Genomic DNA, 18743 nt, shown 5'->3' with positions numbered 1-18743 from the left:
GGTGAACCGCACGGGCCTGTGCGAGCGGGTGGCCCGCCGCCGCGGATCGCCGCCGGCCTGACGCGGTGACGGACGCTCCGTTCCCAGTTCCCGACCCTCCTTATGAAATTGAGCCTCCATCAGACCGGGATCGCGACCCATCAGACCGGGATCGCGACACGGAGCGGCGCCGCCGCAGGTGAGACCGGGGGAGGCAATATGGTGCACTATCGATGGAATTGAACGGAGTTGGTGATGGCGCGTCCCTGGCTGAACGTGCTGGCACAGGTGGTGCCCGTTCCGCTCGGGTTGCTGCTCAGCGGCGCTCTGGTCTGGGGTGCCACCAACGCCGACTGGAGTGGGAACACCAGCAACAACGGCAACACGTGGACCGCCGGCTCGGCGGGGCTGGCCAACGACAGCAAAGTGCCCATGTTCGACATCGAAGACATGCGCCCCGGAGACACAGGCTCCAACTGCATCGAGATCAAGTCGAACGCCGGCTTCCCCACCGCGCTCAAGCTGTACAGCAGCTCACCGAACTGGCCCAGCAACTTCCAATCCTTCATCGACCTCAAAATCGAGGTAGGCAGCGGCGGCACCTCCAGAGACTGCGACGGCTTCACTCCGCACAAGAGCGCGTTCGACGGCACCCTCGACGAGTTCGTCGCGCTGCACACCGACTTCCGCACCGGCGTGGGTCCCTGGGCTCTGGCGGGCAAGCCACCCGACTCGCGCAGCTTCCGTTTCGCGTGGGAGTTCAGCCCGAGCGCGCCCAACGGCTCGCAAGGCGTGAACACCAACGAGGTGTCCTTCACCTGGGAAGCGCGGGAACACAAGTGACTCTCCCGAGCGACCTGGCCGCCGGCGCGCTCCGCCGGCCCATGGCCGAGGGCGCCCCGCACCCGATCCGTGTGGTCACCTCGGTCACCTCACGTACCGTCCTCGGCTCGATGGTCGGGCTACTGGTGTGGGCGCACTTGCCCGTGGTGGCGCTGGGCTGGACAGCGGGCGTGGTGCAGTCCGGCTCGATGCGTCCCGCTCTCACGCCGGGCGATGTCGTTCTCTACCAGCCGCCACCGCGCGACCGCACACCGGCGGTGGGCCAGATCGTGCTGGCCCAGGACCCCACCCGGCCCGGCCATCTGCTCACCCATCGGGTCTACCAGGTGCTTCCCAACAACGACCTGATCATCAAGGGTGACGCCAACTCCGCACCGGACTCCACCCCGTTACGGCCCGCGGCACTCCAAGGCGTAGCACGATTGCGCGTGCCCTGGATCGGGCTGCCGGTCCAGCTCTGGCGCGCCAGACAGCTTGTGCCCGCGGCGATCGTGCTGCTCGGACTGACCGTTCTGCTCGCGCTTGCCGCTCTGCCACTGCGCAGCCGCAGCCAACACACGTAGCCCCACCTCGTACGGGCCCGCGAAGAGCTCGGCCAGGGCGATGGCGGTGATCGCGACCTCGGCGGGGAGTTCCTCGGGATCGGGCCGCGCTCCCTCGTCTGTCGCGGAACTCCTGCGTTTGTCGCCGGCCCCCGGTGGATTCGTCCGTGGTCGGTAACGGAGGGTCTTGTACGGGCGTTCGTATGTCTTCATGGGTGCACGGCATCGGTGGAGACAGCGAAGGGGCGGTCGGACATGGCACGGCACAAGGGAAGGGGATGGCACGGCCGGCTTCTCGCGGCGGCGCTCGGTGTGACAGTGGTGGCCGCTGCCACCTCGGTGTGGACCGCGCAGGCCGACCCCGTCGGAGGGCGGCAGCCGCAAGCACGTGTCTCAGCGCCGGACGCCCGGCCGCAGGACCGGACAGTGGCCAAGGTGGCGGCGGACATCGCGCACGCCTCGGACCGCGGCGCCCGGGGCGTCAACATCACCATCGACGACGGACCGGATCCGGTCTGGACGCCGCAGGTGCTGCGACTGCTGAAGGACAGCGGTGTGAAGGCCACGTTCTGCATGGTGGGCACGCAGGCCCAGGCGTACCCGGACCTGGTCAAGGCGGTCGTGGCGGACGGGCACCGGCTGTGCGACCACACGGTCTCGCACGACACCACCATGGACACCAAGTCCGAGGCCTACCAGTCCCAGCAGATCCTGGATGCCGAACGCATGATCACCGAGGCGTCCGGAGGCGTCCGGCCGCAGTATTACCGGGCCCCGGGCGGTGCTTTCACCCCGTACAGCCGGCAGCTCGCCGCGTCCCGGGGGATGCGGCCGCTGGGCTGGAACGTCGACTCCAGAGACTTCGAGCGTCCCGGTGTGGACACCATGGTCGCCACCGTCAAGAGGGAGATCTCCGACGGGCCGACCGTCCTCTTCCACGACGCGGGAGGGGATCGCTCCCAGACCGTGGCCGCTCTGCGTGAGGTGCTGCCCTGGCTGAAGGAGCAGGGGTACTCCTTCGGCTTCCCCGTGCGGTGAGTGAGGCTCGCCGGTGACATCCAGGCCCGGACCTCCGGCACCAGCGGACGGACATGGACAGCGGAACCCGACCACTGACGCAGGCCGACCGACGGAGAAGCGACAAGCCACCCAGGCCCACCAAATGGCAGCCCTGCGACATCACCCGACAGAGCCCTACGGGGACTCCCTACGGGGACTCCCTACGGGGACTCCGCCTTCTCCCACGGTCTGACTCCGAGCGTTCCGGTGGTTCCGAGATCGAGGCCCGGGGTCACCGTCACCGGGTCAGCGCCGGCCTTCACCCGGACCCGCACATAGGGCACGTTCACGGGCGTACCAGACGCGGTGGTGTTGCGCCAGACCAGGCCGGCGGTCGCCGACTCGCCGGGCCTGAGCGTGACGGGCCGGGGCTGCTCGTCGGGCCCGGCGCCGGTGGTGATCTCGCCGCTGCCGTCGAGGATCTTGATGCCGTCGACGGGCTTGCGGTCGTCGCCCAGGAGTTCCAGCAGCGGGTAGCCCTCGACGGTGTAGGCGCGCGTGCCGCAGTTGTCGAGGTGCAGACCCACGACGCGCAGCCCCATGGCCGCGTCGCCCTCGTCGGCGCTGACTCGGATCCCGGAGGCGGGGCATGTGCCCGGCTCGACCGGCGCCTCGCCCGAGGGGACCTTGGTCACGTCGAGCACCTTGGCCTGCGTCACCCGCGGCGCGGAGGGCGGCAGGTCCCCGGCCCGGACCGTGCCCCGCACGGTCTTCCCGGGGCGGACGTCGCGCACGGTCGCGCTCTGGTTGGCCACGGCCCCGCCGTCACCGCTCATGAAGGTGAAGACAACCGAGTAGGTCAGGGTCTCGGTGCCCTCGTTGGTGACCTCGTAGGCGGCGACGACCCACGAGTCCGTGGCGAGGCTTTCGGCGGAGACGGAGTAGCCGCGGGTGGGTGAGGGGGATGCCGACGGGAGAGTCAACGAGGTGATCCGTACGCCGTCCTTGCCCGGATCGTCGATCCGCGTGCGGGACGGCGGTACGGCCGCGCTCGCGACGGTGTTCCCAGCGCCCGCGTTCTCCGTCCCGCAGGCCGTGAGCAGCGGAGCGATCGCGGCGAGAGCCACCAGGAAGGGCGCGGTCGCGGCGAGGCGCGGGCGAAGAGGGGCGGGTCTGCTCATCGGGTCATCTCATCAAGGCGTCGACCCTGCGAGCGTGATGGAGGTCACAGTTCGGGTCACAGGGGTGCTACAAGTGGGTGCGGCCTCGTGGTCCAGTTTCTCGATGGATGGGACTTCCGGCCAGGCGGCCTCGATGGTGAGGCGGGCCCGGGTGTTCAGGAGCTGCGCCCGTACGGGATCAGTAGTCGGCGAAGTCCCAGAACAGGCCGACCTCGCTGTCCGAGACGATGACCAGGCCGCAGTCCTCCGTGTAGACGCTCAGCGGGCTGTATCCCCAGGTCGACGTCGTGAAGTCGAGCGTGCCGGGCACGTGGCCGGGCCTGTCGACGTTGGTGTGATAGCTGGCCTCGTCCCCATAGCGCGCGAGGACCGTGCGCGCCATCGCCCGCAGTTCGTCCGGGGATTCGGTGAAATACCTGAGGTTGGACAGGGTGCAGCCCTCCTCCGTGAGGGCCAGGAGCAGATTCTCGGCGCTGTCCCGGTCGAGCTCCCGAAGGCGCACCGCGACGTACTCCGGGGGGTGGGCGGCGAAGGGGTACGTGGGAAACCCCTCGCGCTCCGGGTCCTGCGCGGCGTCGTCGAGCCCGGTCCAGCCCCGGGGATCCGGGACCCGGGCCATCACCGCGAGGACGTCGAGCGTCCAGTCCTCGTGGCGGCGCGGACCTGTGGCGATGTACGCGTACGCGTCCTCGTACAGGTGGCGTACCGCGGCTTCCCAGGACGTCTGGTCGACGGACATGTGGTGCCGGCCATTCTCGGCGGGGTGCTGGATAGTGCGGACTGGACACTGATCACCTGGACCCCGCTGTGGTCCTCGCTGATGGGAGACCCCGCACAGATCCGCACGGACCGGCGCAACCTGGTCCTCGACACCTTTCTGCCCGAGCCCACCCCCGGACGACCGCCCGTCCGGTCCGAAGGTGGCCAGGACGCCTGCGAAGCCGCTCTCGTCGCCGACCTCCGTGTCGCACATGGCACCTTCCCGGACGACCCCCGCCTGCGCGGACTCGTCCACGAATGCACGACACGCAGTACCCGCTTCGCACAGCTCGGGTCGCTGACCCGGGCGTCAGCGCCGGTGTCCCGGCACTTTCGCGGCGGGCCGGGTCAGGGAGTCCGGAGGTACTCCGCCAGCTTCCCGAGGAGGCGGGCGGCGCTGTCCAGGTCCTGAGCGGTGTCCGTCAGATCCCCGGCGAGCAGCTTCTCCCGCGGCCCTTCCTTCCGCTCCTCCGTGGCGTCGGACTCCGGTCCGGGAACGGTCGTGCCCCGGTACCCGGTGGGGGCCTCTCCGGCCGGCCCGTAGTAGCCGATGAAGTCGGACGCGGCGGGCGCGGCAGCCCGGCCGGCCCCGGCGAGGAGCTGGACCCGGCTGAGCTGGATCTCGTGGCCGCCGGCGTTGTCGGTGATGCACAGCCGGTAGCGGCGGTAGGAGGCGGTGTTGGCGAAGGGGAAGTCCCTCGTCTCGAAGCGGCGCGTGAAGCGTTCGCCGGTACGGGTGTCGAGCGTCGTCCATGTGCTGCCGTCGTGCGAGCCCTGGAAGTGCCAGTCCTGCGGATCGCGGCCCGGGGCGTCGTTGGCGGAGGTCAGGCTGTACGACGCGACGGCGGCGGGGCGCTGGAGGGTGAAGTCCAGCTCGGCGGTGTCCTCGTGCACCAGCCACTTGCTCCGGGAGTTGCGGAGTATGTTCCGCGCGACCTCACCCGCGGCCTCGAACTCGTCGCTCGCCTCGACATTGACGACCGTGTCGGTGATGTCGCGCAGTTCGCCGGGCGCGGCATGTCCGTCCGCCGTCGCGACGGCGGCGGTCAGGGTGACCGACGCCGCGTTCCCGCGCCGGTCGCTCCAGGACACCCGCTCCACGGGCGTCGCCCGGCCGTCGTCGAGCAGGATTCGCAGCTCACCGGAGGGACGCCAGTCGCCGTCCTGTCCCTCCTCGGTGGAGAACCGGTGCGGCGCGACGCCCGTGGTGCCGTCGGGGTAGGCCCAGCGGTCAGTGAGCGCGCCGCGGAACTCGCCGAGCGCGCCGTCGGCGGCCCGGTAGTGACCGTGGAAGCCGGACATGTCCGCCCGGAGTGCTATCGCCGTCTCCGCGCCGTCCGTCCCGCGCCAGGAGAGCTGCGCGGGAACCGCCCGGTCGCCCCGGTCGATGTGGAAGAGCAGCCGCGAAGCGGGCTGCCACCCGGCGGAGTTGACCGGGCGGTGCTCGGTGGCGAACGCGAAGACCGACCGGGTGCTCGCCCTGGCCGCCATGGCGCGCCGGGCGCGGCCGCTGTCCTGGGCGGGGTCCAGGGTGATGGTGGTCAGCCGCAGCAGTCCCTCCTCGCCGGCGGGGCTGCGTATCTCCAGGAGGTTGTCGCCCGGCGTCAGCAGTTCTCCCGGGAGGGACAGGACCCTGTCCCGGGGCGCGTCGTCTCCGCCGGCCTCGGGGAACGTGAGTCCCTCCGCCACGGCCTTGCCGTTGAGCAGGACGTCCATGGGTACGTTCGCGCCGAGGGTCGTCACGGTGAGGACGGCCCCGGCGATTTCCTCGCGTCCGTCCGTCGTGAAGTCGAGCTTGATGTATCCGTCGGAGCCCAGCGCGAGATGCGAGGGGGCGACCCCGCACCGGTGGTATCCCACGACGGCGTTCGACAGCCGGGCCGGAGTGGTGGAGAAATCCGCGAAGACCGGTTCCATGAGCGTCCCTCAGTAATCGAGCAGTCGTCCTGCGCTGGCGATCCGCGGACAACTCCCGTCCCCGGATGGCAAGAAGCTACCGGCACCCACTGACAGCGTGAGGAACCACCGCGCTGCGTTCGCGTGGGTGCGGTGCGGCGGCGTACCGACCGCCGTCGTGGCGCGGATCGCGCTTCCCGTCCATGCCCGCCGCGGGTACGGACACGAAATGCCTCCCGCGCTCACGCTGTGTTCTCCGCCACTGCTCGCCGCCCGCCGATCCGCCGTCCTCGGTGGACCGGGCGCGGCAGGACGGCGCGTCCGCGAGCGAGCCTCCATCCGGCCGCGGTCCATCAACCCTCTCCCTTGGTGACAGGAGCGGGACAGGACAGGACAGGAGCGGGACAGGACAGGAGCGGGACAGGACAGGACAGGACAGGACGGCGGAACTCGTCGTGTGCCGTGCGGTGTTCGGCCTCGCCGGCTTTCATGGCATGCTTGGCACCAGCGATCTCGGCGTCCTCGTGCATCCGCGACGTGCGGAACACTGTCAGGAGGACGATCCGGCGGAGCCGCGTGATCCAATAGGCCAGGCGAATGGCATTGCCTTCGTGAATCGGCCCGAAGCGCGCGTGCCCGGGCGGCGGGGCCGCGCGTGCGCGAAGGCGTGACGCTCTTCGCGGTGTCCGGCGCGCACCTTCTGTGCGAGTTCTGTTTGCCCGCTGTATGCCTTTTCCCTGTCTGATGGCGCACGGTCGTGAACGCGACGGGGCAATCCCGTGCGTCCACCGCCGTCTCGCTCTGCACGCTCCGGTATCGGTCCGACAACGTTGTCTTCCGATGAGGCCGGACCGTGTGTGCGTATCGCGACGCTGGAGAGGTTACGTGTCCATCAGATCCCATCCCCCCTTGCCCCGCTGGATCCTTCCGAGAACCGCCCCACGGCACCGCTCGCCACTGCGCGCGACGGTCGCCACGCTGCTCACCGGGGCGCTCGGCCTTGCCGCGCTGGCGGGCGGCGGCGCGGCCGCAGCAGTGCCCGTCGCGACCGCGTCCGCGCAGTCCGGCGGGACATCCGGCGGTACGGACTGGACGAAACTCGTCGACCCGTTCGTCTCGACCGCCGGCGACGACGGCAACGACCTGCCGGGCGCCGAGGCGCCCCACAGCCTGGCCAAGGTCAACCCGCTGACCACGCCGAACCGCAACCACCCCGGGTACGACTACAACGAGGACCACATCGCCGGGTTCACCGCGACGAACCTCGACGGCGTCGGCGGCTCGGGCGGCGGCGGCGACCTGCTCGTCGTCCCGACCTCCGTGCAGTACGACAGCCGGCCGGCGTCCGGCACGTACGCACACGCGTACAGCCACGACGACGAGACCGCGACGCCCGGCTACTACCAGGTGGGCCTCGGGGCCATCTCCGGAACCGGCTCGTCGGTGAAGCAGGACCCCGGCACCATCAAGGCCGAGATGACCGCGACGACGCGCACGGCGCTCGAACGGTACAGCTTCCCCGCCGGGTCGGACCCCAAGCTCGTCCTCGACCTGGCGAACAACTTCACCAGCCGCACCCACTCGACCATGAAGGCGACGAAGCTCCCGAACGGGAACACGTCGATCAGCGGGCTCATCGCGGGATCGTTCAACGGCGCCTCGTACCAGATGTACTACAACGCCACCACGAACGTCCCCGTGACCTCCCTGAAGAGCTGGGGCAACGACGGCAAGCTGGGTGACGCGACCTCACAGGACGGCACCGACACCGGCGCCGTCCTCGGGTTCGACAAGTCCGCCGGGGACAACATCGAGCTGCGCATCACGCTGTCGCCGATCAGCGCCGAACAGGCCGCGATCGACCAGCAGAACGAGGTGGGCAAGCTCACCTTCGACCAGGCGCGCGCGCGGACGAAGGCGGACTGGAACAGCACGCTCGGCGCCGTCGCGGTGAAGGCCTCCGCGAAGTCCGACCCCGGGTCGACGCTGACCAAGGAGTTCTACACCCACCTGTACCGCATGTACGCGTCGCCGGTGAACGCCACCAGCACCAGCGGAACGTACCGCGGTGTCGACGGAGCGGTGCACAAGACGAACGGCTTCACGTACTACGACGGCTGGTCCACCTGGGACGACTTCCGCAAGTACTCCGTCGAGGCGTACATCGACCCGGCCACGTACCGGGACATGATTCAGTCGCTCGTCGAGCTCTTCGCCGACGCGAACGCCTCCGGCAAGAGCCTCGGCAGCCTCACCCACTCCGTCCCGACCGTGCGCTGGGAGCGCTCGGCCGTGCTGGTCGCCGACGCGCTGTCGAAGGGCTACAAGAACTTCGACCGGCTCGACGAGGCGTACCCGGCGCTGCTGTCGTACTCCGGCTACTACACCGGGGCGCAGCTACGGCAGGGCTACGTCGCCGGTGATCCCGGTACGACCGTCCAGCGCGGCTACGACCAGTGGGCGCTCGCCATCATCGCCGACTCGCTCGGCAAGAAGGACGACGCGAAGAAGCTGCGCACCCAGGCGACGATGGCGATCGACAACCTCGTCAAGTCCGGCGCCTGGACGGCGGCCGACGGCACCAAGGTCGGCCTGCTCACGCCGCGCGCCGCGGGCGGCGACTGGCAGAGCGCCGACTACGAGAAGTTCGAGGCGGCCGGGCTCTACCAGGGCACGCTCTGGCAGTACCACTGGTACGACGCCTACGACATGGGCGGCCTCATCAAGGCCATGGGCGGTGACAAGGCAGGAAAGGCCGCCGTCGAGCACATGTTCGGCGAGGACTCCACTGTCGACGACGGCTCGACCATGCTGCACTCCAACGCGAACGAGATCGACCTCCAGGCGCCGTACCTCTTCAACTACGTCGGCGAGCCCAGCCTGACGCAGAAGTGGGTGCGTGCCATTTACACCGGTACGACCTGGAACCGCTACATCGCGACGGGCTCCACGAACGAAGCCCCCAGCTCCGGCGGCGAGTTCACCCCGCCCGTCAAGACCCAGGTCTACAAGCTCGCCCCGGACGGCTTCCTGCCGACCATGGACAACGACGCCGGCACCATGTCGACCATGTTCGTCGCCGCCGCCCTGGGCCTGTTCCCGGTGACCGCCGGTTCCAGCGAGTTCCAGATCGGCAGCCCGTTCTTCGACTCCACGACGATCACCTACGCCAACGGCAACCAGTTCACGGTGAAGGCCGACGGCGTATCGGCGAGCAACTACTACGTGCAGAACGCGACCCTCAACGGCAAGCGGTTCAACAACACGTGGCTCGACTACTCCCAGATCATCTCCGGCGGGACCCTGGACTTCACCATGGGTTCCAAGCCCTCCCAGTGGGGTGCCAACACGGAGCCCGCGTACTCGCTGAACACCGACAAGGGCGACTCGGGTGACGGCGGCACGGGACCGGGCAAGGGCGACACCGTCGTCTCCGCCCGCCCGAGCAGCGTCGACACCGCCTCGGACGGCACCGTCGACGACAGCGTGAAGCTGACCCTGGACGGACCGGCGTCGTTCGCCGCCCGCAACGGAACCAGCCTCACCAAGACCGGAGCGGCGACCGTGACCGGCCTGCCGGGCGGTGTCAAGGCCGACCTCCGCGTCAGCGGCTCGCGCACGGCGACGCTGTCGCTCACCGGCACCACGAAGGTCGACGCGCGCTTCGGCATCACCTTCAGCGACTCGGCCTTCGGCCACGGCACCCGGGCCTCGACGGTGAGCGGTACCGGGATATCCGCGACCGACCCGCTCGTCATCTCCGCGGCGGCGGTGCAGCGCAAGTCCCTCGGCGCACTCGTCGACCAGGCGTCCCTGGTGCGCGGCGGCAACTACTCCGACGGCTCCTGGACGCTGTTCCGGTCGGCCCTCGAACGCGCGCGGACCGTCCTCGCGGACACCACCTCCGCGACGGGCACGATCATGGCCGCCGAGGACGCACTGCGATCCGCCATCGACGCGCTCGCCATCGACGAGGGCGGCTACGCCGTCCTGCAGGCCGAGACCCCCGATCAGAAGGAGGGTCCCAGCCTCGTCAGCGAGGCGTACTACTCGGACGGCGACCTCGGCGGCGTCACCGAGGGATCGTGGGTGCGGTACAACAAGACGGACTTCGGCGGGGTCGCCCCGCGGAGCGTCTCGGTCCGCTACGCGAACTCGCAGGCGACGAACGCGAAGCCGAGCAGCGTCGACATCCACGCCGGTGCCGCCGACGGCCCCGTCGTCGCCACCGTCTCGCTCCCGGGAACCGGCGGCTGGCAGTACTACAGCACGGTGCAGGCGGCCGTCACCGACCCGGACGCCCTGCTGGGCGCGTCGAGCGCGACGTTCGTGTTCCACGCCCCGTCCGGCCAGCAGTGGGTGTCGAACTTCGACTGGTTCCAGTTCTCGCCGTACGAGGTCTCCACGTCTCCCTCGACCACGCTCGCCACGCTGAGCGCGGCGAACAGCACCACGACCGGCGGCGGCTCGCTCCCGCTCAACCTTTCGAACGGCATCTTCGAGAACACGACGAACGGCGCGTGGGCGCAGTGGAAGGACACCGACCTCCGCGACGGCGCCGACACCGTCACCGTCCGCTATGACAAGCCCCAGTCCCGCGCGGCGTCGGACTCGCACATCGAACTGCACCTCGGTTCGAAGGACGGCCCGAAGAGCGTCGACATTCCTCTCGACTACAGCGGATCCGGCTGGGGAACCATCGCCACCACGAGCGTGCGGCTCGACCCGAGCGTCTTCACCGGCGTCCAGGACGTGTACGCGGACTTCGTCTCCAGCACGCAGACCGCGGACCAGCCCTACGTGGCCAACGTCTACTCGCTGACTCTGACGCAGGACGCCGACGCCCCGGTGGGCTTCGACGCCACGGCGTTCAAGTCGAACAGCGGCGGCGGCCTCAAGAGCGAGCCGGTCGGCTGGACCGGCGCGGGTTCCACCACCGACCTCGGTGGTACGTACGACGGAGCCTGGCTCGACTACGGGGACATCGACTTCGGCAGGTCCCCGAAGAGCACCGTCACGGTCACCTACGCCAACAACTCCGCCCGCTGCGGCACCGGCTCCGCCGTCCAGCTCTACCTGGACAGCTTCGACGCGGCCAGCCCCGGCACGCCGTACGCGACCATCCCGCTGCCGGTCACGGGAAGCGCGTGGTCGTCAGGAGGGACGACAAGCCTGACCCTGCCGAAGGAGATCACCGGCACGCACGCCGTCCACCTGCGGCTGACGACGAACCCGGACTCCGCGCATCCGTACGTCGCGAACCTGGGCCGGATCACCTTCGACCATGTCGAGGCCCCGGTCGTCACGGACAAGGCCGCTCTGCTCAAGGCCATTGAGCAGTACGAGGGCCTCTCCGGCGACGCGGAGCGCTACAACGCGATCGACTTCGGTGTGTACACGCGCGAACTCGGCGCCGCACGCGATCTCGTCGCCGCCGACAACGCGACCCAGCTCGAAGTCGACACACAGACGCGCCGCCTCACCCTGGCCGCCAAACAGCTGATCCCGGTGCCGAGGCTGCGGCTGGAGGACCTGGTCACGACCGCGTCGGCCCTCGACAACACGCGCTACACGGACGCGTCATGGAAGGCGTTCACCAAGGCACTCGGCGAGGCGAAGACCACGGTCGCCGACACCAAGGCCACGGACAAGACCCTCACCGCGCGCTACACCACACTCGATCACGCGATGTCCGCGCTCAAGACAAAGCCGAAGACGGTGCCGACCGCACCTGACGCGGTGTCGGCGACGTCGTCCGGTACGAGCGTGACGGTCGCCTGGTCCGCGCCCAAGGACGACGGCGGCTCACCGGTCACCGGCTACAAGGTCAGCCTCAGCGACGGCCACGAGATCACGATCCACGATCCCAACAGCCGGAGCACGACATTCACCTGGCTGCGATCCGGCAGGTCGTACATGGCGCGCGTCCAGGCGGTGAACACGTTCGGCGTCTCGCACCAGAGTGCCGCCACGGCACCTGTGGTGACCGGCGGCGGTAAGCCGCAGAAGCCGACCGTGACGAGTGTGATCACCCACGGCAAGCAGGTCCGGGTGACCTGGCGGGCCGCGGGCGACGGCGGATTCCCGATCATCGGCTACATCGTGGTCCTTGACGACGGAACCACCGCGCACGTGCCCGGCACGGTCAACACGGCGCTGCTCACGACCAGGAGCAAGGCCAAGACGCACACGGCCACCGTGACCGCGATCACCCTGGCCGGAACCTCGGACGACTCCCGCGCGGCCGCCTCGGCTACCGCTGCGGCGACCGTTTCCGCGACCGCCGCCGACCCGGCGTACGAGCCGTCGCCCTTCCCGGACGACACGCTCAACGCGAGCTACGCGTCGGACAAGTGGCCCGGCGCCGGCGACGGCACGGACTACTTCAACGACCTGCTCAACGGTTTCGACGACCTCGGCTCCGGCATCCTCGGCGCCAACACCAAGGTGCCGCACGGCGCCGCGCTCACCGCTGAGAACGACCAGATCGCGGTGCGTATCAACAACGCGGCCACACAGAAGGAGGTGGACCGGGCCGAGGTCGACGCGGCGAACAGCGCCACCGTCACGATGGCCGACGGCCTCGGGTCCCGGCTCGGCCAGATCTACAGCGACGCCCTGAACGGCGGCCGACTGCCGAAGACCAGCGCACTGTTCTCCCGCGTCACGAAGAACCTCGACAAGGTCGACGCGGCGAAGAACGACTACGGCTACCTGCGCCCGTACGTGCGGCTCGGGTTCGTCGGCGACGGCGGCGACATCTACGAGTCACAGGACGGCTCGTACAGCAGCCTCGCCACCAGCGGCTCGTACCCGAGCGGCCACACCTACGGCGGCTACGAAGCCGGGACCATCCTCGCCACGCTCCTGCCGGAGCTGGCGCCGTCGATCCTCGCGCGTACCTCGGAGTACGGGGACAACCGCATCGTCCTCGGGTTCCACTACCCGCTCGACGTCATGGGCGGCCGCATCACCGGACAGGCCACCGTGGCGCACCGGTGGGCGGACCCCGACTTCGCGAAGCTGCTGACCCAGGCCCACACCGAGATGGAGAACGTGCTGCTCGCGCAGTGCGAGAAGGAGGGATACGGCGACACGCTCGCGGCCTGCGAGGGCGACTCCTACGGCGGCCTGAGCACGGCGCAGGACGTCGACCTGTACACGCGGCGCCTGACCTACGGATTCTCCCAGGTCGGGAAGTCCGGGCAGGCTCTCAAGACGCCGTCCGACGCGGCAGCCCTGCTGATCACCGCGTTCCCGGACCTCACCACCGAGCAGCGCACGCAGATCCTGGAGCAGACCGCGACGGACTCCGGCTACCCGCTCGACCTCACCGCGGACGGCGGAGCGAGCTGGGGTCGGATCAACCTGGCGGCGGCGATGGCGGCGAAGGTCGTCGTCAACGCCGACGGATCGGTCACGGTGAAGAACTTCTCGGACGCCACGAAGGCCGGCGTCGCCGACGCCAGGGCGATCACCGTGGGCGGCGTCGCGATCGACGGGTTCGATCCGGAGGTGTCCACCTACGTCGTCGACTGGCCGAAGAACAAGAGGATCCCGGCCGTCTCCGCCACGCCGGCCCAGTCCGGCGCGCGGGTGAAGGTCACCGACGGCAGTTCGGTCCTCTCGTCGACCGGGTCCCGGTTCACCACCCGCACCATCAAGGTGACCTCGGCCAACGGTTCGGTCACCCGGACCTACACGGTCGGGTTCCAGCTCACGGACCGCGACGACCGGCCGGTCGCGGCCGGTGGCAACGGCCGTGACGGCGGTGACGCCGCCCTCGCGGGATCCGGCCTGTGGCCCAGCTCCGGCCTGTTCGGCATCGGAGGCATCGGGGCGCCTCTGGCCGGTGGCGCCGGATTCCGGTCGCCGGTGCCGGCGTGGACGGAGCCCAGGTGATCCCTGGTCCGCCGGGCACGACGTGACCGGCGGACCAGCCGCGCCCCGTGGGGCCGCGGCGGGATCCCGCTGATCCTCGGGAGGTGCACCGCCGCCGGCGGCCGGCCCCTCCGGGCGAACCCCTGGTGTTCGCCCGGAGGGGCCGTCGGCATGACGGGCACGGCCGTTCACGGCGGCGGTGGTACGGCGGCGGTCCACCACCGGGTGCCGGCGCGCCGGGTGGGTGTACCTCGACGGCTTCACACCGCCGGGCGGGAGTGCTCGGTGCCGGTAGCGAGAAGGCCAACGAACGTCCTGCCGTCACCGTCGAAGAGGCCGGCGCCCTCGCGGATGCCATGGGGCCGAGGTGGCGACGCGCTTTGTGGCGCGAGCCTCCAGCGGCTGGACGACAGACAACCCCCGGGTCAATGACCCGGGGGTTGTCTGTCGTGGAGCTGCTGACGCGATTCGAACTCGCGCTCTGAGCTTGGGAATCAGCGGTGCTCCGGTGGTGAGCCCTGCGGGCGGACGGCGCCGGCAGCCGCCCGGACGGCGTGCTCCGAACCCACGGGCCGGTCAGTTGACGGTCAGGACCGCCGTGTTGTTCGTGAGGTCCGGGTCGAAGCCGAAGGGGTACTCGCCGAACTCGCCGAACGCGGGGTGAATGCTCACGGCACCGGTCGCTCCGGGCACCACGGTGTCGACGCGCACGGAGAACGCGAACGTGCGCTGGGTGTCCTCCAGCACCCAGTACCGCAGGTCGCAGTCGTAGCGCGGGGCGCCCGTCTGCTTCGGGTAGTAGCCGCCGCCGAGGGTGTGCGGGCTGCAGCCGGACGGCACGCCGGTGACCGAGGTGCCCTCGGGCACGATCAGCCGGACCTCGGCGACCGGGTCGCCGGAGCCGAGGTTGCCGAGCCAGGCCGGGCCGTTGTTCTTGAACGTGAGCTCGGCCGTGGCCGTCTCGCCCGCCACGCCGGAGATGGCGTCACCGGTCACGGAGAAGTCCGCGGTGTTCTCCGCGCCGATCTGGAGGACCACGTAGTCGTTCTCGGAGTCGATGTCCTGGGCGCCGTCGCTCGGCTCGACGTCGAACGAACCGACGGCGCCGCGCACTCCGGTCACGGCAGAACGGTCGGTATCGACTGCCACCGCCGCGGCTTCACGTCCACCACCGCCGGGCCGTGCTCGGTGGCCGGGAAACAGTCCGGGATGTCATCGCGGACCCGTCGCTCCGCCGTGGCCGTCAGCAAGAACGGCTGGGCCGCATGGGTTGTTTCCCTGGAAAACAACGAACCCATTGGTGAGGATGGGCACATGGGGACGGCACGTCACATGCGGTGGGGATGGCTGGCGCTGACGGTGGTGGCCGTGGGGGTGGCGGTCACCATGGCTGTTCGGGCGGGAACCGGGGAGGTGGACCCAGGCGGGTTGGTGGTCGGGCTGGTCAGCCTGCTGCTGGCGATAGCGGGCCTGCACCAGGCGACGCTCTCCCAGGCATGGCAGGACACCGACACCGCCGGACTCGCCGACCGCCTCGCCGACGTCATCAGGAAACGCGAGGAGGAAGCCCGTCAGAGACTCCTCGGCGGCAGCGACCGCACCATCAACGTCACGTTCGCCTTCCTGCCCTCCCCCGCCCACCACGCCACAGGCGCGGCGTCCCACGGCACGTTGGAAGATATCGCCACCTACTACCGCGCTCTCCGGCCCGGCCGCCTCGTCATCACCGGCGCCCCCGGAGCCGGCAAAACCGTACTCGCTCTCCACCTCATGCTGCTGCTCCTCACCGACCGAGCGCCGCGCGACCCCGTTCCCGTACGCCTGTCGTTATCCACCTTCGACCCCAACCGGAACAAGCTCGACGACTGGCTCGCCGACCATCTCATCCGTACCTACCGGCTACGCCCCGCCGCCGCCGCCGCGCTTGTCAGGGCCCGACTGATCCTCCCTGTGCTCGACGGGCTCGACGAAATGGACGCCAGTGAGACTCCCGGGCTCGACTCCCGCGCCGCAGCCGCTGTGGAGGTCATGAACAGCTACGTCCATGGCACCACCAAGGGCCAGCTCGTCCTCACCTGCCGCAGCGCCCCCTACGCCGCTCTCGAAGGTGTGGATAAGTGGGCAGAGGACGCCTCTCGTATCGACATCACCCCCGTCAGCCTGGCCGCGACCGAGACGTTTGTCGCCGCCCGCACCCGCAACCTGGCGCGCTGGGCACCCGTCCTGGACGCACTCCGCGCCGCCCCGGCCAGTCCGCTCGCTCTGGGCCTGTCCACACCCTGGCGGCTGACCGTAGCCCTGGCCGTCTACGAGGAACGTCACCTCGACGGTCGCTGGGTCCGTGATCCGGTGGATCTCCTTGAGCGCACCCTGCGGACTCCCGAGCAGATCCGAGACCACCTGCTGAATCTGTTCGTCCTCGCCGCTTCCTCGGCAGGCGGCACGACAGCGCCCTACACCCAGCCGCAGGTACGCATCTGGCTGACAGTCCTCGCCCGCTACCTGCACACCAACACGACCAGCGCCCGCGTAGTGGCCGGACGGCAACTGTCAGGCACCGACCTCGTACTCCATGAACTGTGGCCGCTCACCGGCCACCGCCGCGCCCGCACCGTCCACGTCCTACTGACTGTCGCGGTGTGGGCCACCGTTGACCTCCCTGCCGCACTGCTCGACGCCTGGCACGTGTACGCGACGAACGTGACACTCATGGTGGTGGCCGGCCTTCTCATAGGAATCCCACCCTGGCCCGTACCGTCTCGGCTGCGACGAGTAACTGTCAGAACCCCTGCTGAAAGACACCAGCTCGTGAACGGGCTTGTGGGCGGGCTCTTCTGGGGAGTGCTCGTAGTCGCGGTCGACATGGGGGATGTCGTCGGGCCGGCGATCGGGCTCGTATACGGATTGGTGGTTGGGCTCGCCGGTGGAGCGATGGTCGGAGTCGGGCTGGCGGGCGTGCTCTCGGACGCACACGAAGTTCGCATGTCGCACGGAAACGCGTCGCCGCGCGGCATGGTGCGGGACGACCTTGTGACCGGGTTCGCGACGGGCCTCGTGGTCGGGCTCGGGTTCGTCCCGTTCTATTGGTTCGCCCTGGGCCCCGTACTCGCGCTCGGGGCAGTGCTCATTTACATGCTTCTGTTCGGTCTCGGCGGCGGGCGTGCGCTCGCACTCCTCTACAACCGCCTGTTCAGATGCGGTTACCGGGGCGCGCTCGACTCGCTGTTCAGGCCCTGGCGTGCGTTCGGACCCCTGTTCAGGACCGGCGCCGGCCCAGCCCTCGGCGCCGCAGGTGTCCGCTACATGGCCTTCCTGCTCTGTACCCGCCGCTGGTGGTCCAGCCAACCGCTGCCCTGGCGCCTCGGCCGTTTCCTCGACTGGTGCTGCGACGCGGGTCTGACGCGCACCGCCGGGATCGCCTACCAGTTCCGCCACCGCGAGCTCCAGGACTTCCTCATCCGCAGCGACATCCACGACGACCCGCTGAACCGTCCCACTTCTGCGCAAATAACACGAACCTGAACTTGTCCTGCCTCGCAGGGGGCCGGAACCGGCGACTTCGCGCAGTCGAGAGGCGCGTGTTCCTCGGCGTGAGGGCTCGTGGTCGCCGTGTGGTCGCCGTCGCTTCAGCCGTCGGCGGCGCGGCGGTGGTTCCTCAGCCCCGAGCCGAGGCAGAAGGCGAGGATGCCCGCGGCAAGAGTGCCCATAGCCGGCAGAATCAGATCCCCGGTGTCCAGGCCGGTGGCTGCGATGACACCTCCCGTACCGTTGGTAGCGCCTCGCGCGGATGCCCCCTCGGCGGCGGAGGTTGCCGTAGGCGCGGAGCCTGGAGGCGTCGTGCCCGCGCCGTTCGTGCTCCCGCCGTTCGTGCCCGAGCCGCCGTTCGTGCCCCCGCCGTTCGTGCCCGAGCCGGTCGCCGTCCCCGTGATCTCGAACGACCCCACAAAGTTGTCCTGGCCGGTGTCCAGGGTGCATGGCACGCGGAGCTTGTCCAGAGTGTCGCCGTCCGCTTTCTTCGCCACGACGTTCAGGACGATGTCGCCGACGGTGATCCGCGCGGTGCCCGGCCGGGTGAAAGCGGGAGCGAGCGCGGCGCCGGTCGCCGCGATGTCAAAGGAACCGGATGCCGGGACGCTGGTCCTGGCGATGTTGAGGGGCACCACCCTGACCTGGCTGTCGGCCTGCGGCGCGGCCACGCTGATCTTTGCGTCCACCGTGCCCTCAACGGTCTTCACACCGAACCGGCCGAGCCATGGTGTGAGGTCCGCGTCCACCGTCGTCCCCGCACCGACGGCGATCTTCTTGCCGGCTTGGCCGACCTTGACCGACGCCGGGAGATTCACGTTGATCCGCGCCGTAATCCGCGGGTCGTCGATCACCGGGACATCGCATGTGTACTTCAGCGTGAGCGAAACCGGCTGTGCGGCCGCGGTTCCCACTCCAGGACCTGCCACGACTCCGACGGCAGCCCCTAATGCCGTGACAACCCCAAGGGCGATCCTCACCCCGGGCCTTACCATCGTGCGCTTGGCAGTCATCTGCCACCTCCGTGAGTGGGTTCGCTGCGTTTTGCGTCGATACCCGATTATGGGGTTTCCCAGAACGACACACAGTTGGTCGCTGACGGTTCCGGGTCTGCCATGTCCGCTGCATTCGATCGGTG

At 69.6% G+C, this 18743-nt stretch carries 11 protein-coding genes; 6 read left to right on the top strand and 5 right to left on the bottom strand.

The genetic code is table 11. The features are described from left to right. Nucleotides 1–234 precede the first annotated feature (234 nt). The 3 genes from PV679_RS06385 to PV679_RS06370 all read left to right on the top strand — a co-directional run bounded on the left by PV679_RS06385 (nucleotide 235) and on the right by PV679_RS06370 (nucleotide 2402). The gene (locus PV679_RS06385) at nucleotides 235–822 is read left to right on the top strand and encodes a hypothetical protein (RefSeq protein ID WP_319679057.1); all 588 of its coding nucleotides are present in this window, start codon (nucleotides 235–237) and stop codon (nucleotides 820–822) included. After that, nucleotides 819–1385 (top strand): S26 family signal peptidase, encoded by a 567-nt coding sequence (locus PV679_RS06380; protein ID WP_319679246.1) that lies wholly within the window; start codon nucleotides 819–821, stop codon nucleotides 1383–1385. The genes PV679_RS06385 and PV679_RS06380 overlap by 4 nt, the downstream gene beginning before the upstream one ends. Nucleotides 1386–1619: 234 nt before the next feature. Beyond that, a complete protein-coding gene (locus PV679_RS06370) occupies nucleotides 1620–2402 on the top strand; it encodes a polysaccharide deacetylase family protein (protein WP_319679056.1) in 783 nt (260 codons plus the stop codon). A 182-nt stretch (nucleotides 2403–2584) separates the two neighbouring features. Here the strand turns inward: PV679_RS06370 and PV679_RS06365 are convergent, their stop codons facing one another. Then, the gene (locus tag PV679_RS06365; protein ID WP_319679055.1) at nucleotides 2585–3544 is read right to left on the bottom strand and encodes a DUF4232 domain-containing protein; all 960 of its coding nucleotides are present in this window, start codon (nucleotides 3542–3544) and stop codon (nucleotides 2585–2587) included. A gap of 178 nt (nucleotides 3545–3722) precedes the next feature. Further along, on the bottom strand, nucleotides 3723–4283 hold the full coding sequence (locus PV679_RS06360; protein WP_319679054.1) for a hypothetical protein: 561 nt from the start codon (nucleotides 4281–4283) through the stop codon (nucleotides 3723–3725). Here PV679_RS06360 and PV679_RS06355 point away from each other — a divergent pair. Beyond that, nucleotides 4194–4715: a hypothetical protein gene (locus PV679_RS06355; protein ID WP_319679053.1), complete on the top strand. Its 522-nt coding sequence runs from the start codon at nucleotides 4194–4196 to the stop codon at nucleotides 4713–4715. The genes PV679_RS06360 and PV679_RS06355 overlap by 90 nt on opposite strands. Here the strand turns inward: PV679_RS06355 and PV679_RS06350 are convergent. Then, nucleotides 4652–6220 (bottom strand): alpha-1,2-mannosidase, encoded by a 1569-nt coding sequence (locus PV679_RS06350; RefSeq protein ID WP_319679052.1) that lies wholly within the window; start codon nucleotides 6218–6220, stop codon nucleotides 4652–4654. The genes PV679_RS06355 and PV679_RS06350 overlap by 64 nt on opposite strands. Before the next feature lie 819 nt (nucleotides 6221–7039). On the opposite strand from PV679_RS06350, the gene PV679_RS06345 reads away from it, so the two are divergent. Then, a complete protein-coding gene (locus tag PV679_RS06345) occupies nucleotides 7040–14101 on the top strand; it encodes a glycoside hydrolase domain-containing protein (protein ID WP_319679051.1) in 7062 nt (2353 codons plus the stop codon). A gap of 555 nt (nucleotides 14102–14656) precedes the next feature. On the opposite strand, the gene PV679_RS06340 is transcribed toward PV679_RS06345, so the two are convergent. Then, nucleotides 14657–15202, bottom strand: coding sequence for a hypothetical protein (locus tag PV679_RS06340; protein WP_319679050.1), 546 nt, complete (start codon nucleotides 15200–15202; stop codon nucleotides 14657–14659). Nucleotides 15203–15394: 192 nt separating this feature from the next. On the opposite strand from PV679_RS06340, the gene PV679_RS06335 reads away from it, so the two are divergent. Next, a complete protein-coding gene (locus PV679_RS06335) occupies nucleotides 15395–17602 on the top strand; it encodes an NACHT domain-containing protein (protein WP_319679049.1) in 2208 nt (735 codons plus the stop codon). A gap of 104 nt (nucleotides 17603–17706) precedes the next feature. Here PV679_RS06335 and PV679_RS06330 read toward each other — a convergent pair whose 3' ends face one another. Further along, a complete protein-coding gene (locus PV679_RS06330; RefSeq protein WP_319679048.1) occupies nucleotides 17707–18618 on the bottom strand; it encodes a DUF6801 domain-containing protein in 912 nt (303 codons plus the stop codon). Between the last annotated feature and the right edge of the window lie 125 nt (nucleotides 18619–18743).

The organism is Streptomyces sp. AK02-01A (genome assembly GCF_033795305.1).
Classification (GTDB): domain Bacteria; phylum Actinomycetota; class Actinomycetes; order Streptomycetales; family Streptomycetaceae; genus Streptomyces.
The sequence above is the reverse complement of the archived record's forward strand: the minus strand, read 5'-3'. Positions and strand labels throughout refer to the sequence as shown.